The following is a 15792-nucleotide window of genomic DNA, read 5'->3' on the forward strand; positions in this document are numbered from 1 at the left end:
TCGTCCATCTTCTCCAGTCTATTTTGTTAATTTATCGATTGTCTCATCAGTCTTTTTCAATTGCCAAGGAAAACATTCCCGTCCTTTAAGAATACCACAAAAGAAGCCAACTGAGGATAACAAAATTGAAAGATTTCAAAGATTTTTCTTTTTCTTAAACAGTTGGTTTATTGCTCGGTTTCTCCTTTAGGATACATGTAGAAACGGCTCAATCCTTCTTCACGAATCAAGGTCTCTGCTACTTGGCGGACGTCGGCTAATTGAATGCTTTCAATGACTTCAATCTTATCAAACAGCGTGGTTTCCCCAAACAATGATTGTGAAAATTGGTTGGCGATATACTCTAAAGAGTTTAAGGATTGGAAATATTTACCAATCATTTTTTTCTTCAATAAGGACAAATTTTCTTCCGTTAATTCTGGACTTGTTGTGGCAGATAATAAAATAGCTTCAATTCGTTCTGCTAAGACTTCTGGTTGCTCACTATCGCCGCCAATATCCGCAAAATGGAAACTGCGATCTAAATTAAAGTCATAACTAAAACTATCATCTAACAAGCCTTCATCATAAAGAGCCAAATAGTTTTGAGAGGTATTACCAAACAATAATTGTAACAACAAGTTCACGGTGACTTGATATTTCATTAAGTCACGACCCGTTGTTGGCACTTCATCTAAGCCTTTCAAGCCAACAAGCACTTTTGCCCGTGTGACTGCCATTTCAATGGCGCTCTCTTTGACAATGTCAGCAGCTGTTTCTTCAGGAAAATGCCGACGAATAGGTTGGGCGGCAGGAAACTCTTTCGCCGCTTGGTTTTCACGAATGAAGGCCATTAACGCTTCAGGGTCCATTTTCCCTACCACGAATAAGGTCATATTACTTGGATGATAAAACGTATTGTAGCATGTATACAAATCTTCTGCGGTAATCTCCGCAATACTTGCCACTGTGCCGGCAATATCAATATGCAATGGATGTTTCGGATAAAGGTTGCCTAAAATGCCAAAGAACAAGCGCCAGTTAGGATCATCTAAATACATTTGAATTTCTTGTCCGATGATGCCTTTTTCTTTTTCGACCGTTTCCTTCGTGAAATACGGCGATTGCACAAAATCAAGCAACGTTTCTAGATTTTGTGTCACTTGATCCGTCGTTGAAAACAAATAACTCGTTTTCGTAAAACTGGTAAAGGCATTCGCTGAAGCCCCTTGTTGCCCAAATTTTTGGAAGACATCGCCATCTTCTTTTTCAAACATTTTATGTTCTAAAAAGTGGGCGATTCCGTCAGGCACTTCAATCATTTCCTCTTGACCAATTGGCACGAACGTATTGTCGATGGAACCATAATCGGTCGTAAACAAGCCATACGTTTTTTGGAAATCATTTTTCGGTAATAGGTAAACCTTTAAACCATTTTCCAGTGTTTCTGTATACAATGTTTCTTTAATTTGTGCATAGTCTTTTTTAATCATTTTCCGTTTCTCCTTCCAAAAAGAAGATCGCTTGAAGTTCCAAGCGTTTGGCTACTTCTTGGATTTCTGGAATAGTCACGGCATTAATCCGCGCAATCCATTCCTCCGCCGTTAGCATCGTCTGTGGCATTAATTGGTTCAAGTATTCTTTTTCCAGCCACGCGCCTGCATTATCTAACGCTAAGATATACTGATTTTTTAGCATTGCTTTCGTTTGTTCAATTTCTAATTCGCTAATCTTACCTAAGCGAATATTTTCCAATTCTGTCGAAATCAAACGCAAGACCTGATTCCGATTTTTGCCATCGATCCCTGTTTGAACCGTCATGAAGCCACGGAAAGTGTCGATACTACTAGAAGCATAATACGCTAAATGCTCTTTTTCACGGACATTCATAAATAATTTAGAATGCGGGAAACCGCCAAAAATCCCATTAAACACTTGCAACGCAAAATAATAGCTATCGCCATAATAAATATCCGTGTTGTAAGCCAAGTTTAATTTCGATTGGGCTAGCACCTCACGCTCGGTCCGCTCTTCAATCACGTTGCGAATTGGTTGATTGTAGAAAATCGCGGCTTTGCCTTCTTCACGAGGCGTAAACGGTAATTGCTTGAATAACGGCACTAGCTCCGCCTCATTGACATCACCTAAAACAAAAATATCCACTTGATCTTCCGCCAGCATTTTTTGATAATATGCCGCTAATGACGCCGCTGTTTCCTTAGCTAACGCCGCAACAGTCCCAAAACTAGGGATTTTTTGATCCTCTGATTGATTAAAATAGACACTTTGAAGCGCCAAAGAAGCATAGGTTTGCTTATCCTCCACAATACTTTCCAAGTACGCTTTCAAGTTCTCTTTCTCCCGTTGGAAGGTTTCTGCCTCAAATTGGCCCGCTTGAATATTGGGGGCAAAAATAATTTCCTTCAAAAAGTCCACCGCTTCGGCGAGAACCTGACTATCCTGTAAATAATGATCATTGACAATGTTCATAGAAATATTAAACCAATGTTGATTGCCTTTTTTGGAAACGCCAATCCCAAAGCTGGCGCCGTAAAGTTCCGCCAAACGCTCACTTAACTTGACTTGATTCGGGTAATTCAAGCTGTTGGTTTCCATTAAACTGGACAACAGCGTTCTTTTTGTAATGGTTTCATGATTTAATCGTGTATTAAAGCGGACTAAAAGACGCACCGTTTTATATTTTTCTGTAGGAATGACGTGTAAATTCACGCCTTTAACTAATTGAACAGACATTGCCGCATCGCTCCTTCATTTGCTTCATCTTACCTAAAGAATGCTGTGAAATATATGTATCGCGTAAATTCTAAAGCATTTTTTAATGTTTTTTCCAATAGCTCCATTATAACACAGCTTCAGGTGCTTTCTGAATGATAAGAGTTTTTCAGTTCAAATTTTCAAGAAGATTCGGTATACTGTTTTTAAAGTGAGGAGGGAAAAAAGAATGATTAAAGAATTTAAAGAGTTTATCATGCGCGGGAGTGTCTTAGACCTAGCCGTTGGTGTTGTCATTGGTAGTGCGTTTACAGCGATTGTGACACAAGTGGTGGAAGGCTTGATTACCCCGTTAATTAGTCTGATTTTTGTCTTGACGACTGGGAAAAAGAGTGCCGACGATGCATTGGGTGCCCTTGTTTATAAAGTCGAAGGCGTTGAATTCAATATTGGTAGCGTGATTAGTGCACTTATTACATTTTTAATTACGGCCTTCGTCCTCTTCTTGATTGTCAAAGCGGCGAACAAAATGAAAAACCGTGGCAAAAAAGAAGAAGCGGCAGAAGAAGAAGAAGTGGTACCAACGAGCGAAGATTACTTAAAAGAAATTCGCGACTTATTAGCGGCGCAAACACCGCCTGCTGAAACTGTCAAAACAGACAGCACCTTCACAGAGAAATAAGCAAAAAGTCATCCTGAAGGGATGACTTTTTTGTTTGGACTTAGATTGATGGTCCTGCCACGAGGTTCCAGGTGATGTTGCCTGTGTAGGCGCCTTTTTTAAGTTGTTGCATTGGTGTAGTGACATTCAATGTCATATTTCTGAAACGTCCTGCCCAAATTCCTTGTCCTTTGCCCACAGTTGCATTCATTAATGCAGTGGCGCCACCACCAATTTTTATGCTGGTTCCAATAGCACTAGGGGCTGCTGGATCATCAGCGATATTCATGCCATTTAAAACAGGAGACACTGTATAAAAATCTGTTGGAATAGTAACATGTTTTGCATAGTTCATTTCCAACCCAAAATTAATATCACCTGCTAGTTCATCTGCCTCATTATTCATTTTTGTTAGTTGACCAGTTACATGCCAGCCTTCTTTTGTTCCTCGTAAATCACCCACCATAACAGCTCGTGTGGTTTCATAGGAAGGAAAAATTGCTTGAATAGATGTTAAATCTTCACCAATTTTTACTGGAGAAAAATCAAAACTTCTTGGAATGGTTACTAAATCAAAATCTGTATTTGGTTGAGTTGGATCTGGATCTACAGATCCCATACCAACAGTATTATCCCCTTGATCTGGCAATACGCCCGCCTCAAACTCCGCCTGCACCGGCGTATTCCCTGTCGTCACCGCATGTGCTGAAAGTGGTGCCAAACTAGCGCCAACTACGGCGCTACTAACCAATAAACTTGCCATTATTTTCTTTTTCATCTATGCACGCTCCTTTGCTTTCAATTTGTTTATCAAGTACAGAACAGCAAAAGTAACGATTGCTGTTCTGTACTTTATTCTTTCATTTCTTGTATTTAGATTGATGGTCCTGCGACGAGGTTCCAGGTGATGTTGCCTGTGTAGGCGCCTGCTTTGATGTTATAGGCAGAAGTAGTGATGTTTAAAGCGGTATCAAACATGGATAACCCCCATATTCCTTGTCCTTTGCCAGAAGTTGCATTAGCAACAAGAACTGCATCGCCTGCTAAAGGAAGGTTCCATAAATCAGGGTTTACACCTTCTGGTCGAGCCTCCATATCTATTGTAGCACCCTGATTTGTATATTGGTTAGTGCTTTCATCATATCTCAATGCATAAAAGCCATTAACACCAATAGTAATATTTCCTTCTAAACTTTCATCTCCTAGCTTCATACCATCTGACTGAGCAGTAACATGCCAGCCCTCTTTCGTTCCCCGTAAATCACCTATACCAATAGCTTCCGTGTGTCCATTACGACCTGCATCGTTTTTATTAGGAATAGGTTTGGTTAAATCATCTGAAATAGAAAGCTTACCAAAATCATATTCCCTTGGAATAAATATTAAATCAAAATTACTATTTGTAGCACCTGGATCTGGTCTTACTGTATTCGGATCTCCACCAGCATCTGGCAACATACCCCCACCAAACTCCACCTGCACCGGCGTATTCCCTGTCGTCACCGCCTGTGCCGAAAGTGGTGCCAAACTTGCGCCAACTACGGCACTACCAACCAATAAACTTGCCATTATTTTCTTTTTCATATGTACATCTCCTTTAACATCTTGAATTCCCAGTGCGCCCTAGTTGTTTCTTCGGTGCTACTGAAGCTATGGCTTTATTATACAAGATTCCCCCTTGTCTGTGATTTTAAATATTGAACAGTTCTTGCAAAAAAACAACATTTCCTTTAAAAGCAACGTTTCCCCTTAGTTTAAAGGCTTTTTTTCAACACTTATTGATATTTTTGGCTGTTATTTAATGTTTTTTCCGAAAAAATGCTTTAATAAACAACGAGAAAACGTCACAAAGTAGAGGTCAAACTCTAACTTTGTGACGTTTTCTCCTAAAATCTTATACATTTATTCGCAGATGCAGCGAAAAAACCGTAATTTTTTATTTAATGACAGCCGTTTTTATATTTGTTCGTCACTAAGACTTACAATTTACGGCGACGGGCGAATTCCACAAACTTAAATTTGTTTAAGCGGTGACGAGATTCTGTATAGCCAAAACAGCGGGTATCTTCCAAGTTCATGATACTACGGACCACGACGACATGATTGCCTTCCACTTCACCAATCAGCTGCTTGTCCATCTCTGTGAGCGGTTCCACGGTAATTTCTTTCTGGGCATAACTAATCGCCAAGCCAAGGTCGTTTTCCAGATAATCGAAAATCGAATCTTCGGCACGGTGCTTCGGCAGTTCTGGGACAATCTCTTTAATCAAGTAATCAATATCTAAAATATCGACTTCCCCTTCAATCTCCCGTTGCCGAACTAAGCGCCACACAGGGGCCCCTTCCGTCCAACCAGTCAACTGAGCCAAGTTGCGCTCCACAGGAATTTCTTCTAAGGAAACCACATGAGTATGACTTTCAATATGTTGCGTTTGTTGTAACTCCTTGTAACTGGTCACCCCTGAAATAGGAAAATTAAACTTTTTAAAGTTGAGCACAATCGAGCCTTTGCCTTGTTTTTTCTGAATGTAGCCAGCGTTAATCAGTAAATTCAAGGCTTTCCGAATTGTTTCACGGGAAACATTGTAAGTTTCCACTAATTGATTTTCACTAGGTAATAAATCGCCTGGCTGATAGTCGCCTTGGACAATTTGTTGTTCTAATTCTAAAAATATGTCATGAAACTTGTTCATGCCGATCCTCCTCTACCAACAATTTCTTTTCTAAAAGCATAGCATATTCCCTCCGAAAAACCTAGAGCTGGTCAGAAAAATCCCCCGCACTTTCTGCCTTGCTTGCGCCACAAACTCCCCCAGCCAAACCACTGCTTGACCGCCTTTTTTTCGGACCCAGCGCAGTCGGTTGCTGCCCCCTTCTGGAAAAGTTTTCCCAAGAATCTAGGGAAAATCCTTGTAATTCTGATTCGTTCATACTATACTGTAGTCAAACGAAACATGTCTATACAAGTTCACAAGGAGGCGCCAAACATGACCATTTTAGAATTAACATTCGCAACGAACCAACTAACGACGACTTTTTTTAACCATAAATTGGAACCGCTTCATCAAAAAACATTCCCTTTTGAAGCTTTGACTATCGAAGAAACGGTTCCTGAACTGTGCCAATTGATTGTGGCAGAGGCTGCGCCGATTCTGGGGGGGATTGTGGCTGATTTCCCAGCGGATTTCTTTTCGCCAGAGGAAACGTTGGCGCTGGTTCCGCAAGCGGTGATTCAAGCATTCGCGGAACAGTTGAACACGCCACTTTTAACGGCAGCCGAACAAGCGGCGGCACCGAATCTGCTGGCAGCATTTGAAGAAAAACGGCAGTATTTGGCTTGGCATTTGGACTATTATGGCTACGTGCCTGGGAAAAATGAATATGCGGTGGAGTCCCTGTTAACTGTCGGCAATGGTTTTTTAGGTTTGCGCGGCACGACACCTGAGATGACGATTTCTGATGATCATTATCCAGCGACCTACATTGCGGGGCTTTATAATACAGCGGCTTCGGAAGTTGCGGGTCAAGTAGTGGAAAATGAAGATTTCGTCAATGCTCCTGACAACCAACACATCGCTTTAAAAATTGGCGATGCCACTGACTGGTTAACGATTTCTCCAGACACGCTACAACAATTACATCGTCAATTGAACTTGAAAACGGGATTGCTTGTCGCAGAAATGATTTTGAAAGATGCGGACAATCAGCAAATTAAATTAACGACGAAAAAAATCGCCAATATGGCACAGCCGAATGACTATCATCTGCAATATACGTTTGAGCCGTTAAACTTTTCAGCCCCAATTACTTTGAAAACCGTCACTGATGGCAGTGTCTACAACTATAACGTGGCGCGGTATCGTAACTTAACGGCGAAACATTTTCAGGTGACAGCATTAAGCGCGCAGGAAAACAAAACCGTGATTGAGGTTTGTACCAATCAATCCAACTTAAGCGTCCGAGAAACGGCCTTGATAACCGGTGATTTTTTTGAAAAAGAAGCCATTATGATTCAAGAAGAAGCGGAAAAAATCGCCCAAGTGGTGACCGTGATGGCGCACCAAGGAACGCGCTATACGCTAGAAAAGCAAGTCTTTGTGCAAGCCAGCCACGCCGAACAAAGTTGGCAGGTACCGTTTACGCCGAAGGACTCTTTTGCGGCCGCCGCTCAGGAAAGCGCCCGCGCTTGGCAAACCCTTTGGCAACAAGCCAACATTACCGTGACAGGCGATTTGATGTCTCAAAAACTTTTACGGATTCACAGTTATCACTTGCTGGCTTCGGCTTCGCCTTTTAGTAACCAAGCGCAAGCATTGGACGTCTCGATTACCGCCCGAGGCTTGCACGGTGAAGCGTATCGTGGACATATTTTCTGGGATGAAATTTTTATTTTACCTTTTTATATTCAACATTATCCTGACACAGCGAAACAATTGTTGCTGTATCGCTACCATCGATTAGAGAAGGCGAAGGAAAATGCGGCGGCCAGCCAGTATCGTGGCGCAATGTATCCGTGGCAATCAGGTCGTGATGGGCGTGAAACCACGCAAAAACTTCACTTAAATCCGTTGAATGGACATTGGGGCGAGGATCATAGCATTCTGCAACGACATGTGTCCTTAGCGATTGCTTACAATGCTTGGTTGTATTGGCATAGTACACAGGATCATGAATTTATGAAACAATATGGCGGCGAAATGTTGTTAGAAATCGCTCAATTTTGGAACAGCGCTGCGACGTTAGATGACGCAACAGGACGGTTCTTTATTGATAAAGTGATGGGACCTGATGAGTTTCACGAGGGCTATCCAGACCAAGCGGAAAGCGGCTTGAAAAACAACGCCTATACGAATTTGATGGTGGTTTGGCTATTCGAAGAATTAACCAACATTTTGGCACTTTTCTCTGAGGAAGAACAGGCACAACTTTTTGCCAAAACGCAGACCTCTTCGGCTGATTTAGCCCGCATGCAACAAATTCAAAATTCACTGGAAATTGAAGTTAATTCTGACGGTATTATTGCGCAATATGAAGGGTATTTCGGCTTAAAAGAGATTGACTGGGCGGCGATGAAAGAGAAATACGGCAATATTTACCGCATGGATCGAATTTTAAAAGCCGAAGGGGAATCTCCCGATGATTACAAAGTGGCGAAACAAGCCGACACGTTAATGTTGTTCTACAACTTAGACAAAACTCGGGTGGATCAAATTTTAGAAGATTTAGGGTATCAATTGCCTGCGGATTATTTGGAAAAAAATCTTTTGTATTATCTAAAACGGACGTCTCATGGTTCGACTTTGTCACGAATTGTTCATGCCCAATTGGCAGAAATGGCGCAATTCCATGAGCTATCTTGGCAACTTTATCAAGAAGCGTTGTATTCCGATTATCGTGACATTCAAGGTGGCACGACCGCTGAAGGGATTCATACAGGGGTCATGGCTGCGACGATCCACGTTACTTTAGCAACGTATGCAGGCGTTGACACGCGCCAGAACGAGTTATCAATTTGTCCAAACTTACCTGAACATTGGCAAGCGCTGGCGTTCCAGTTTATTCATCAAGGCGTGACGTATCAATTTTCATTAACACAAACCAGTGTCACGATTACAGCAGATAAAGACACACAATTATTGGTTCAGGGCGCGTTGATTCCGTTAACCGCCGAACGACCAAAAGAAGTACATTATCAATAAAGGAGCGAACCACAATGACGATTGGATTTATTTTTGATTTGGATGGTGTCATTACTGACACCGCCAAATTTCATTATCAAGCTTGGAAAGCGTTGGCCGATTCGCTAGGTATCCCCATTGACGAAACCTTCAACGAAACATTAAAAGGCATTAGTCGGATGGATTCCTTGGACCGCATTTTAGCCCATGGCCACCGTGAAAATGCGTTTATTCCAGCAGAAAAAGAAGCCTTAGCTCAGCAAAAAAATGACCACTACGTTCAATTATTAGAACATTTAACGACAGAAGATGTTTTACCTGGTGTCGTGCCATTGCTACAGCAAGCCCAAGCACGTCACATTCCCTGTGCCGTGGCTTCGGCTTCAAAAAACGCGCCCCTGATTTTGGAAAAATTAGGCGTGCGCGCGTACTTCGCCACAATTGTCGATCCCGACTCGTTAAGCAAAGGCAAACCTGATCCTGAAATCTTTTTAGCCGCCGCTGACAGTATTGGCGTGCTACCGCAAAACGCCATTGGCTTTGAAGATGCACAATCAGGCATTGACGGCTTGAAAGCCGCGGGCATCTATGCCGTCGGCTTGTCGGCCAGCCAACCCTTAATCGGAGCCGACATGCAAGTCTCTGAAATGACTGAACTAAGCGTTGATGCACTGCTCAATCGCTAAAGAAGGACAAGAACCTTTAGCAGCAGGCACCTCTTTTCATCTACATTGTATCTATGCTAGAATGTAGATGAAAAGAGTGAGATGCGTCAACACACCTCTTTAGTGTAGAGCCGTTTAAGACGCGGTGACCAATTTTTTATTGTCATTACACTACTTTATTGGATTAAAAAGGATTGAGTTGAACGTGGTTCTGTGGTAGACTTTTATTAGAAACAAGTAGATGTTTCTTGATGATCAGGCATCATAATAACTCAATACTGAAATCGGAAGTAATAGCCGATAGTTGGCGAGCAACAGAAAAACTCGATATAGAATTGGACGTAGAGCCAATAGTTGGTGAGCAACAGAAAAACCTGAATTATATTTGAAGTTTAAAGAAGGCAAGCTAAGCTTGGCTTCTTTATTTATAGGAGAAACTAATGATTGAGAAAAAAGATTTTGACACAATTAGAAAGGCGTTCTTAATTTATGACACCAACTTCAATAATCATATGTTCACTTATACATATCAACATCGGAAAACAAAGAAATTGTTAGAAATGAACGTTCAATTTGAAGCTGGGAATTTTATGCATTTATGCGGAGTTGACTATTATCAAATAGATAAACAAGGGAGCTGTAAATTTCGTTTTAAGGCTACTCAATTTTACAGAGCTTTAAAAAATAATAAAGTTTCACTGCGCGGGATTAAACCTAAAGATGATGGAACCACAGGCCAAAAATTACAAGTAATTCCTCTATTAGAAATGCTTATTTCTCCAGGTGTACGAGTATGCGATGGAGGAAAATTTTATAATTTACAGTATGAAAAAGCAATTCGCTCAGGCAAAATGATTGTGGCGTTAACATGTAAAGAGAATAACAAAAAGTACGTCCCACAATCTTTATTATCGTTAATAAATCAGCCACGAAAGAGCCAATCGAAATCTTTAACTGAATCCCATGAAGTAATTAAAATAAGTAAGTCTGAGCTGAATAGCACCTCAGTAATTGAAGTTTACGATAAATTTTAACAAAAAAGCGGGCTAAACAGACTATAGGCAAAGAGAAAAAGCCCAGAGGTTTTTCTCCTCTTTAACAGCTTTTAGGATTTCACGGATTAACGCTAAATTTATTCGTGCTTTTCGGGAAAATGTGCTAGAATGTAGATGAAAAGAGAGATATGCGTCAACATACCTCTCTAGTGTAGAGCCGTTTGAGACGGTGACCGATTGTATTATTTAAAAATAACCGTACTGGTCAAAGTAGATGGTTATTTTTTCTTGTCATTTTTAAGCAATTTCACAATCAGTGCAATCAAAGCAATGGTAAACATACCAAAACCTAGGATCGTCTGAATTGTCTCATATGCTGACAACAGGCCTCTCCTTTCTGTAAATTTTGGAAGTACGCTCATACGCACCACCTCACCGAAAGAGGAAAGTCTCTGCTCCTACGCTTCTCACTTTGTTGCGATGCTCGTCGCAAAGCGCATGTTCCTTTGCGCTTGCCTCCGCCTTAACTTCTCTACACTTATCGTATATCATGAATGCCTAATAAATATTCAGGTTACAATATTTTTTTAGATAAAATGATTTAGAGAAAAACCCGCCCACATCAGAAAAATGATGTGGGCGGTTTTTTGTAATTATTTATTTTTTGTTTCAAATAACGGACTAACTGGTTTGTTTTCGTGGATACGTTTAATCGCATCTCCGATTAATTCACCAACGCTGACTTCGTCAATTTTTGCAATTTTACGATCATCAGATAGGTAAATAGAGTCTGTTACAACTAAGCGTTCAATTGCTGAATCTTCAATACGTTGTAAGGCTGGTCCTGATAAAACGGGATGTGTACAAGAAGCGTAAACGTCTTTTGCTCCGGCTTCTTTCAATGCGTTTGCAGCAAGAGAAATTGTCCCCGCTGTGTCAATCATGTCATCAATTAAGACACATGTTTTGCCTTCCACATGGCCAATGATATTCATTACTTCTGCTACGTTCGCTTTTGGACGACGTTTGTCAATGATCGCAATTGGTGCTTTTAAGAATTCTGCCAATTTACGCGCACGCGTTACACCACCATGGTCAGGGGAAACAACAACGACGTCATCGCCTTGAATGCCGTGTTCGATGAAGTAATCGGCAATTAATGGTGCACCCATCAAATGATCCACTGGAATATCAAAGAATCCTTGAATTTGGACCGCATGTAAGTCCAATGTCAACATTCTTGTTGCACCAGCTTTTTCAATCATGTTTGCAACAAGTTTAGCAGTGATTGGTTCCCGGGCACGTGCTTTACGGTCTTGACGTGCATACCCATAATAAGGCATAACCACGTTAATTGTTTTAGCACTCGCACGTTTTAACGCATCAATCATGATTAATAGTTCCATTAAGTTATCGTTAACAGGGCTACTTGTTGATTGAATGACGTAAACATGTGCACCGCGAATACTTTCTTCAATATTCACTTGAATTTCGCCATCACTAAATTGTGTTACAGAGCACTTTCCTAGCTCCACACCCACAGCATCCGCAATTTTTTCTGCTAAGGGACGATTAGAGTTCAAAGAAAAGATTTTCAATCTTGGATCAAAATAATGTTTCGACATTAGAACCTCCACTTTCTATTTCAGCCAATTCGTTAAAACTGAACAATACTTTCCTTCTAAAATAATAGTAGTCCTAGCCAAATAAATCAAGAGATTTTCTGTATTTCATACAAGATATTCATCAAAAGTCGCTTTCTTCTAACTATTTTATCGTATTTGTCTAAAAAATGAGGATTATTTGAATAAAGAAAGGTACTCGCCATAGCCTTCTTTTTCTAAATCTGCCACTGGCACAAATCTCAAAGCTGCCGCATTAATGCAATAACGTAAGTCGCCTTCTTGGAGTGGGCCATCAGTGAAAACATGCCCTAAATGTGAATCCGCTTCTTGACTGCGAACTTCTACTCGGTGCATGCCGTGACTAAAATCAGCTTTTTCTTTGACGCCACGTTTTTCAATTGGTTTGGTAAAGGATGGCCAGCCGCAACCAGCATCGTATTTGTCCAGGGAACTAAACAACGGTTCGCCACTAACAATGTCTACATAGATTCCGTCTTGGTAAAAGTCATCATATTCTCCTGAAAAAGGGCGTTCTGTTGCGTTTTCTTGTGTGACGGCATATTGAAGATCCGTCAAGGTTTGTTTTAATTCTTCTTCTGTTGGTTTTGTCATTCTGTCCACTCCTTTTCTTCTGTTCAATTTATTGGGTTCAATGATACCACGTTTGCCAAACAGGCACCTAATAGTTTGCATAGTAAAAGACAGTCCTTTCTCTTTTTGACGAATGAAAAGGACTGTCTTTTATTAGTTGAATTCTTTTAGTAGTCGGGCTACTTTGGCAATTGGTAAACCCATAATGGCGTAATAATCCCCAGCGATTGCTTCAATTAGTAATGCTCCTTGTCCTTGGATACCATAAGCGCCTGCTTTGTCGGCATATTCTGCGGTATCTAAGTAAGCATGGATTTCCGTGTCTGTCAGTGGATAAAACGTCACGGTTGAATGAACTGTCGCGGAGCGCTCTTTTTCCCCTTGTTTCAACGTCACACTTGTATACACGTCATGTGTTTTGCCACTTAGGAGGCGCAACATGCGATAACCGTCTTCCCGAGAAGTGGGTTTGCCGAGGATTTCTCCCGCCAATGCCACAATTGTATCGCAGCCAATGACTAGTGCTTCGGGGGATTGCTCTGCTATAGCCGCTGCTTTTTGGGCAGCCATTTGCGCCACATATTCTGCTGGTAAGCCGTCTTTGCCAACAGTTTCATCGATGTCGGCTGGTGCAATCGTAAAAGTTGGGACCACACGCTTTAATAACTCCTGACGGCGAGGAGATTGGGATGCTAAAATAATTTGCATAAAATGATGACACCTCGTTTCTTTTTAATGGGGGTCTTGAATGCGTTTAAACATTCGTTCCATATCTGAATTCGTAAAATGAATCAGCACCGGACGTCCATGCGGACAATTAAACGGATTTTCGCACAAGGCTAAATCTTTTAATAGCACACGTGCTTGTTGCTCATTGAGGTAATGATTGGCTTTGATGGATCGCTTACAGCTCATCATAATGGCGGTTGCTTCACGGAATTTTTTCACGCTGACCGAGCCAGTTGTTAGCAACATGTCAATCATCTCGCGAACAATGCTTTCCTCTTCGCCTGCAGGATACCAAGTTGGGTGCGCCCGCACAATGAAACTATTTTGTCCAAAGTCTTCCAAATGGATGCCAACTTCCGCAAGGGTTTCTTTCTGCTCTTTAATTTTCAAGGCATCGCTATTTGGATAATCAATAACGATTGGTACCAATAGTTCTTGTAAATCATCACTGACTTCGCCAATTTTTTCACGGAAGTATTCGTATTTAATTCGTTCTTGGGCAGCGTGTTGGTCGATAATAAACAGGCCATCTTTGCTTTGTGCGAATAAATAAGTTCCGTGCATTTGACCGAAGTATTCTAGCTCAGGAAAACGTTCTGTCGGTCGTTCTTCTTCCAACTTGTTCAGGGCTTGTTTCAGTTCTCTTTGACTCGCAGCGCTATTGGCATCGAATTCTGGGTGAAGTTTCATTTCTTCTTGGAAAACCTCGTCAGCAGCCTCTGATGAACGCAGAGAAGGTTCTGAATCAGATACTTCAGTTATTTTCGTTTCTTCGGCTATTACCTGTTGCTCATTACTAGCTGTTTCCCAATGATTTGCGGAATCAACAGCTGCCGAAGAGGTTTCGTAAGCTGACGTTTCTTCCGCTACACTCGTTGATTCTGGCACTGGCGGCGCAAATGGATCGTCCATTGGGTCCACTGCTCTTTCTGTCTGGTTGACAGATTCAGGGGCGCTTGAGGCTGGTGTTTCGTCTGTCGCATGTTCCGCATAGAAGCGGCCTGTTGCGGGATTATAGCTTAAGCTGCCCGGTCGTTGTTTTACCGCAGGTTGTTCAGTCGATAGAGGAATTTCCATTTGTTCGGCTTTAGGTTCTGGCGGTAGTTTCTTTTTAAAACGCAAATTGTCTGCCGCATTGGGAATCAACTGTTCTTGGCTCAACACTTCTTGAATCGCCTGTTCAATTAATGCCATTAAATCTTTTTCTTTACTCAAACGAACTTCTTGCTTAGTAGGATGGACATTGACATCGACTAACAGCGGATCCATTTCAATTTCTAACACAGCAATTGGAAAACGCCCCACCATTAGTTTCGAACCATAGCCGGCTACAATTGCTTTATTTAACGCGAAATTTTTAATATAACGACCATTGATAATCGTTGATAAATAGTTGCGGCTGGCCCGTGTGACTTCTGGCAATGAGACATACCCTGTCAAAGTAAAATCAAGGTCTTTTCCTTCAATTTTCAACATTTTCTTTGCGGTGCTAATGCCATAAATCCCGGCAATCGTTTGTTTTAAATCACCATTGCCTGTTGTACTCATCATTTTGTGGCCGTCATGAACTAAGCGAAAAGCGACTTTAGGGTGACTTAACGCCAGACGATTGACAATGTCACCGATATTAGCCAATTCCGTTTGGATCGTTTTGACGTATTTCAAACGAGCGGGCGTATTATAAAATAAATTAGAAACGGTCATTTTTGTGCCTTTACGGAGGGCTGCTGGTCGGTTTTCTTCGACCTTGCCCCCTTTTAGAATCACATAGCTGCCTTCTTCTTCCTCAGCTGTGGCAGTTTCGACAATCATTTCAGAAACTGAGGCAATACTTGGTAAGGCTTCGCCTCGGAACCCCAAGCTGCGAATTCGGAACAAATCATCTCTTGTATGAATTTTGCTTGTGGCATGGCGTTTGAAGGCATTCAGTACATCTTCTTTGGCAATTCCTTCACCATTATCAATAATTTGAATGGTTTTCAAGCCAGCTTCTTCAATAAAAATATCAATTTGGGTGCTTCCTGCATCCAGTGCATTTTCCACCAATTCTTTGACGACAGAAGCGGGACGTTCAACAACTTCACCAGCAGCAATCTGGTTGGCTAGTTGTTCGGATAGTTCTTGAATTTTCCCCAT

The 15792-nt window shown here is 41.4% G+C and carries 14 protein-coding genes; 4 read left to right on the forward strand and 10 right to left on the reverse strand.

The window, feature by feature from the left end; translation table 11 throughout:
* Nucleotides 1-167 precede the first annotated feature (167 nt).
* Nucleotides 168-1472, reverse strand: a complete 1305-nt coding sequence (yfmH, locus tag PYW42_RS13320) for an EF-P 5-aminopentanol modification-associated protein YfmH (RefSeq protein ID WP_002411262.1) — start codon at nt 1470-1472, stop codon at nt 168-170.
* Nucleotides 1465-2733, reverse strand: a complete 1269-nt coding sequence (yfmF, locus tag PYW42_RS13325) for an EF-P 5-aminopentanol modification-associated protein YfmF (protein ID WP_002389502.1) — start codon at nt 2731-2733, stop codon at nt 1465-1467. The genes yfmH and yfmF overlap by 8 nt, the downstream gene beginning before the upstream one ends.
* Nucleotides 2734-2941: 208 nt before the next feature.
* Between yfmF and mscL the strand changes: the two genes are divergently transcribed.
* Nucleotides 2942-3394: a large conductance mechanosensitive channel protein MscL gene (gene mscL, locus PYW42_RS13330; protein ID WP_002411261.1), complete on the forward strand. Its 453-nt coding sequence runs from the start codon at nt 2942-2944 to the stop codon at nt 3392-3394.
* Between the two features lie 40 nt (nt 3395-3434).
* Here the strand turns inward: mscL and PYW42_RS13335 are convergent, their stop codons facing one another.
* From PYW42_RS13335 to treR, 3 genes are all read right to left on the reverse strand, one after another.
* Complete coding sequence (locus PYW42_RS13335; RefSeq protein WP_002389463.1) at nt 3435-4151, reverse strand: WxL domain-containing protein; 717 nt, start codon at nt 4149-4151, stop codon at nt 3435-3437.
* A 95-nt stretch (nt 4152-4246) separates the two neighbouring features.
* Nucleotides 4247-4957: a WxL domain-containing protein gene (locus tag PYW42_RS13340; protein WP_002389427.1), complete on the reverse strand. Its 711-nt coding sequence runs from the start codon at nt 4955-4957 to the stop codon at nt 4247-4249.
* Between the two features lie 395 nt (nt 4958-5352).
* A complete protein-coding gene (treR, locus tag PYW42_RS13345; RefSeq protein WP_002354877.1) occupies nt 5353-6066 on the reverse strand; it encodes a trehalose operon repressor in 714 nt (237 codons plus the stop codon).
* Between the two features lie 261 nt (nt 6067-6327).
* On the opposite strand from treR, the gene PYW42_RS13350 reads away from it, so the two are divergent.
* From PYW42_RS13350 to PYW42_RS13360, 3 genes are all read left to right on the forward strand, one after another.
* A complete protein-coding gene (locus PYW42_RS13350) occupies nt 6328-9072 on the forward strand; it encodes a glycoside hydrolase family 65 protein (protein WP_025189146.1) in 2745 nt (914 codons plus the stop codon).
* 14 nt (nt 9073-9086) lie between these two features.
* A complete protein-coding gene (pgmB, locus tag PYW42_RS13355) occupies nt 9087-9737 on the forward strand; it encodes a beta-phosphoglucomutase (protein WP_002389419.1) in 651 nt (216 codons plus the stop codon).
* Between the two features lie 419 nt (nt 9738-10156).
* Entirely contained in the window at nt 10157-10750 is a 594-nt protein-coding gene (locus PYW42_RS13360; protein ID WP_002389391.1) for a PBECR4 domain-containing protein, read from the forward strand.
* Between the two features lie 239 nt (nt 10751-10989).
* Here PYW42_RS13360 and pepG1 read toward each other — a convergent pair whose 3' ends face one another.
* From pepG1 to mutL, 5 genes are all read right to left on the reverse strand, one after another.
* Nucleotides 10990-11133 carry a type I toxin-antitoxin system toxin PepG1 gene (pepG1, locus tag PYW42_RS13365; RefSeq protein ID WP_002367458.1) on the reverse strand — a complete coding sequence of 48 codons (144 nt, stop codon included), beginning with the start codon at nt 11131-11133 and terminating at the stop codon, nt 10990-10992.
* Between the two features lie 231 nt (nt 11134-11364).
* On the reverse strand, nt 11365-12336 hold the full coding sequence (locus PYW42_RS13370; RefSeq protein ID WP_002381060.1) for a ribose-phosphate diphosphokinase: 972 nt from the start codon (nt 12334-12336) through the stop codon (nt 11365-11367).
* A gap of 174 nt (nt 12337-12510) precedes the next feature.
* Complete coding sequence (gene msrB / locus PYW42_RS13375; protein WP_002389480.1) at nt 12511-12948, reverse strand: peptide-methionine (R)-S-oxide reductase MsrB; 438 nt, start codon at nt 12946-12948, stop codon at nt 12511-12513.
* Nucleotides 12949-13080: 132 nt separating this feature from the next.
* Nucleotides 13081-13635: a Maf family protein gene (locus tag PYW42_RS13380; protein WP_002354869.1), complete on the reverse strand. Its 555-nt coding sequence runs from the start codon at nt 13633-13635 to the stop codon at nt 13081-13083.
* Nucleotides 13636-13659: 24 nt separating this feature from the next.
* A complete protein-coding gene (gene mutL / locus PYW42_RS13385; protein ID WP_002389406.1) occupies nt 13660-15792 on the reverse strand; it encodes a DNA mismatch repair endonuclease MutL in 2133 nt (710 codons plus the stop codon).

The sequence above is a fragment of the Enterococcus faecalis genome (assembly GCF_029024925.1).
In the GTDB taxonomy this organism is placed as follows: Bacteria; Bacillota; Bacilli; order Lactobacillales; family Enterococcaceae; genus Enterococcus; species Enterococcus faecalis.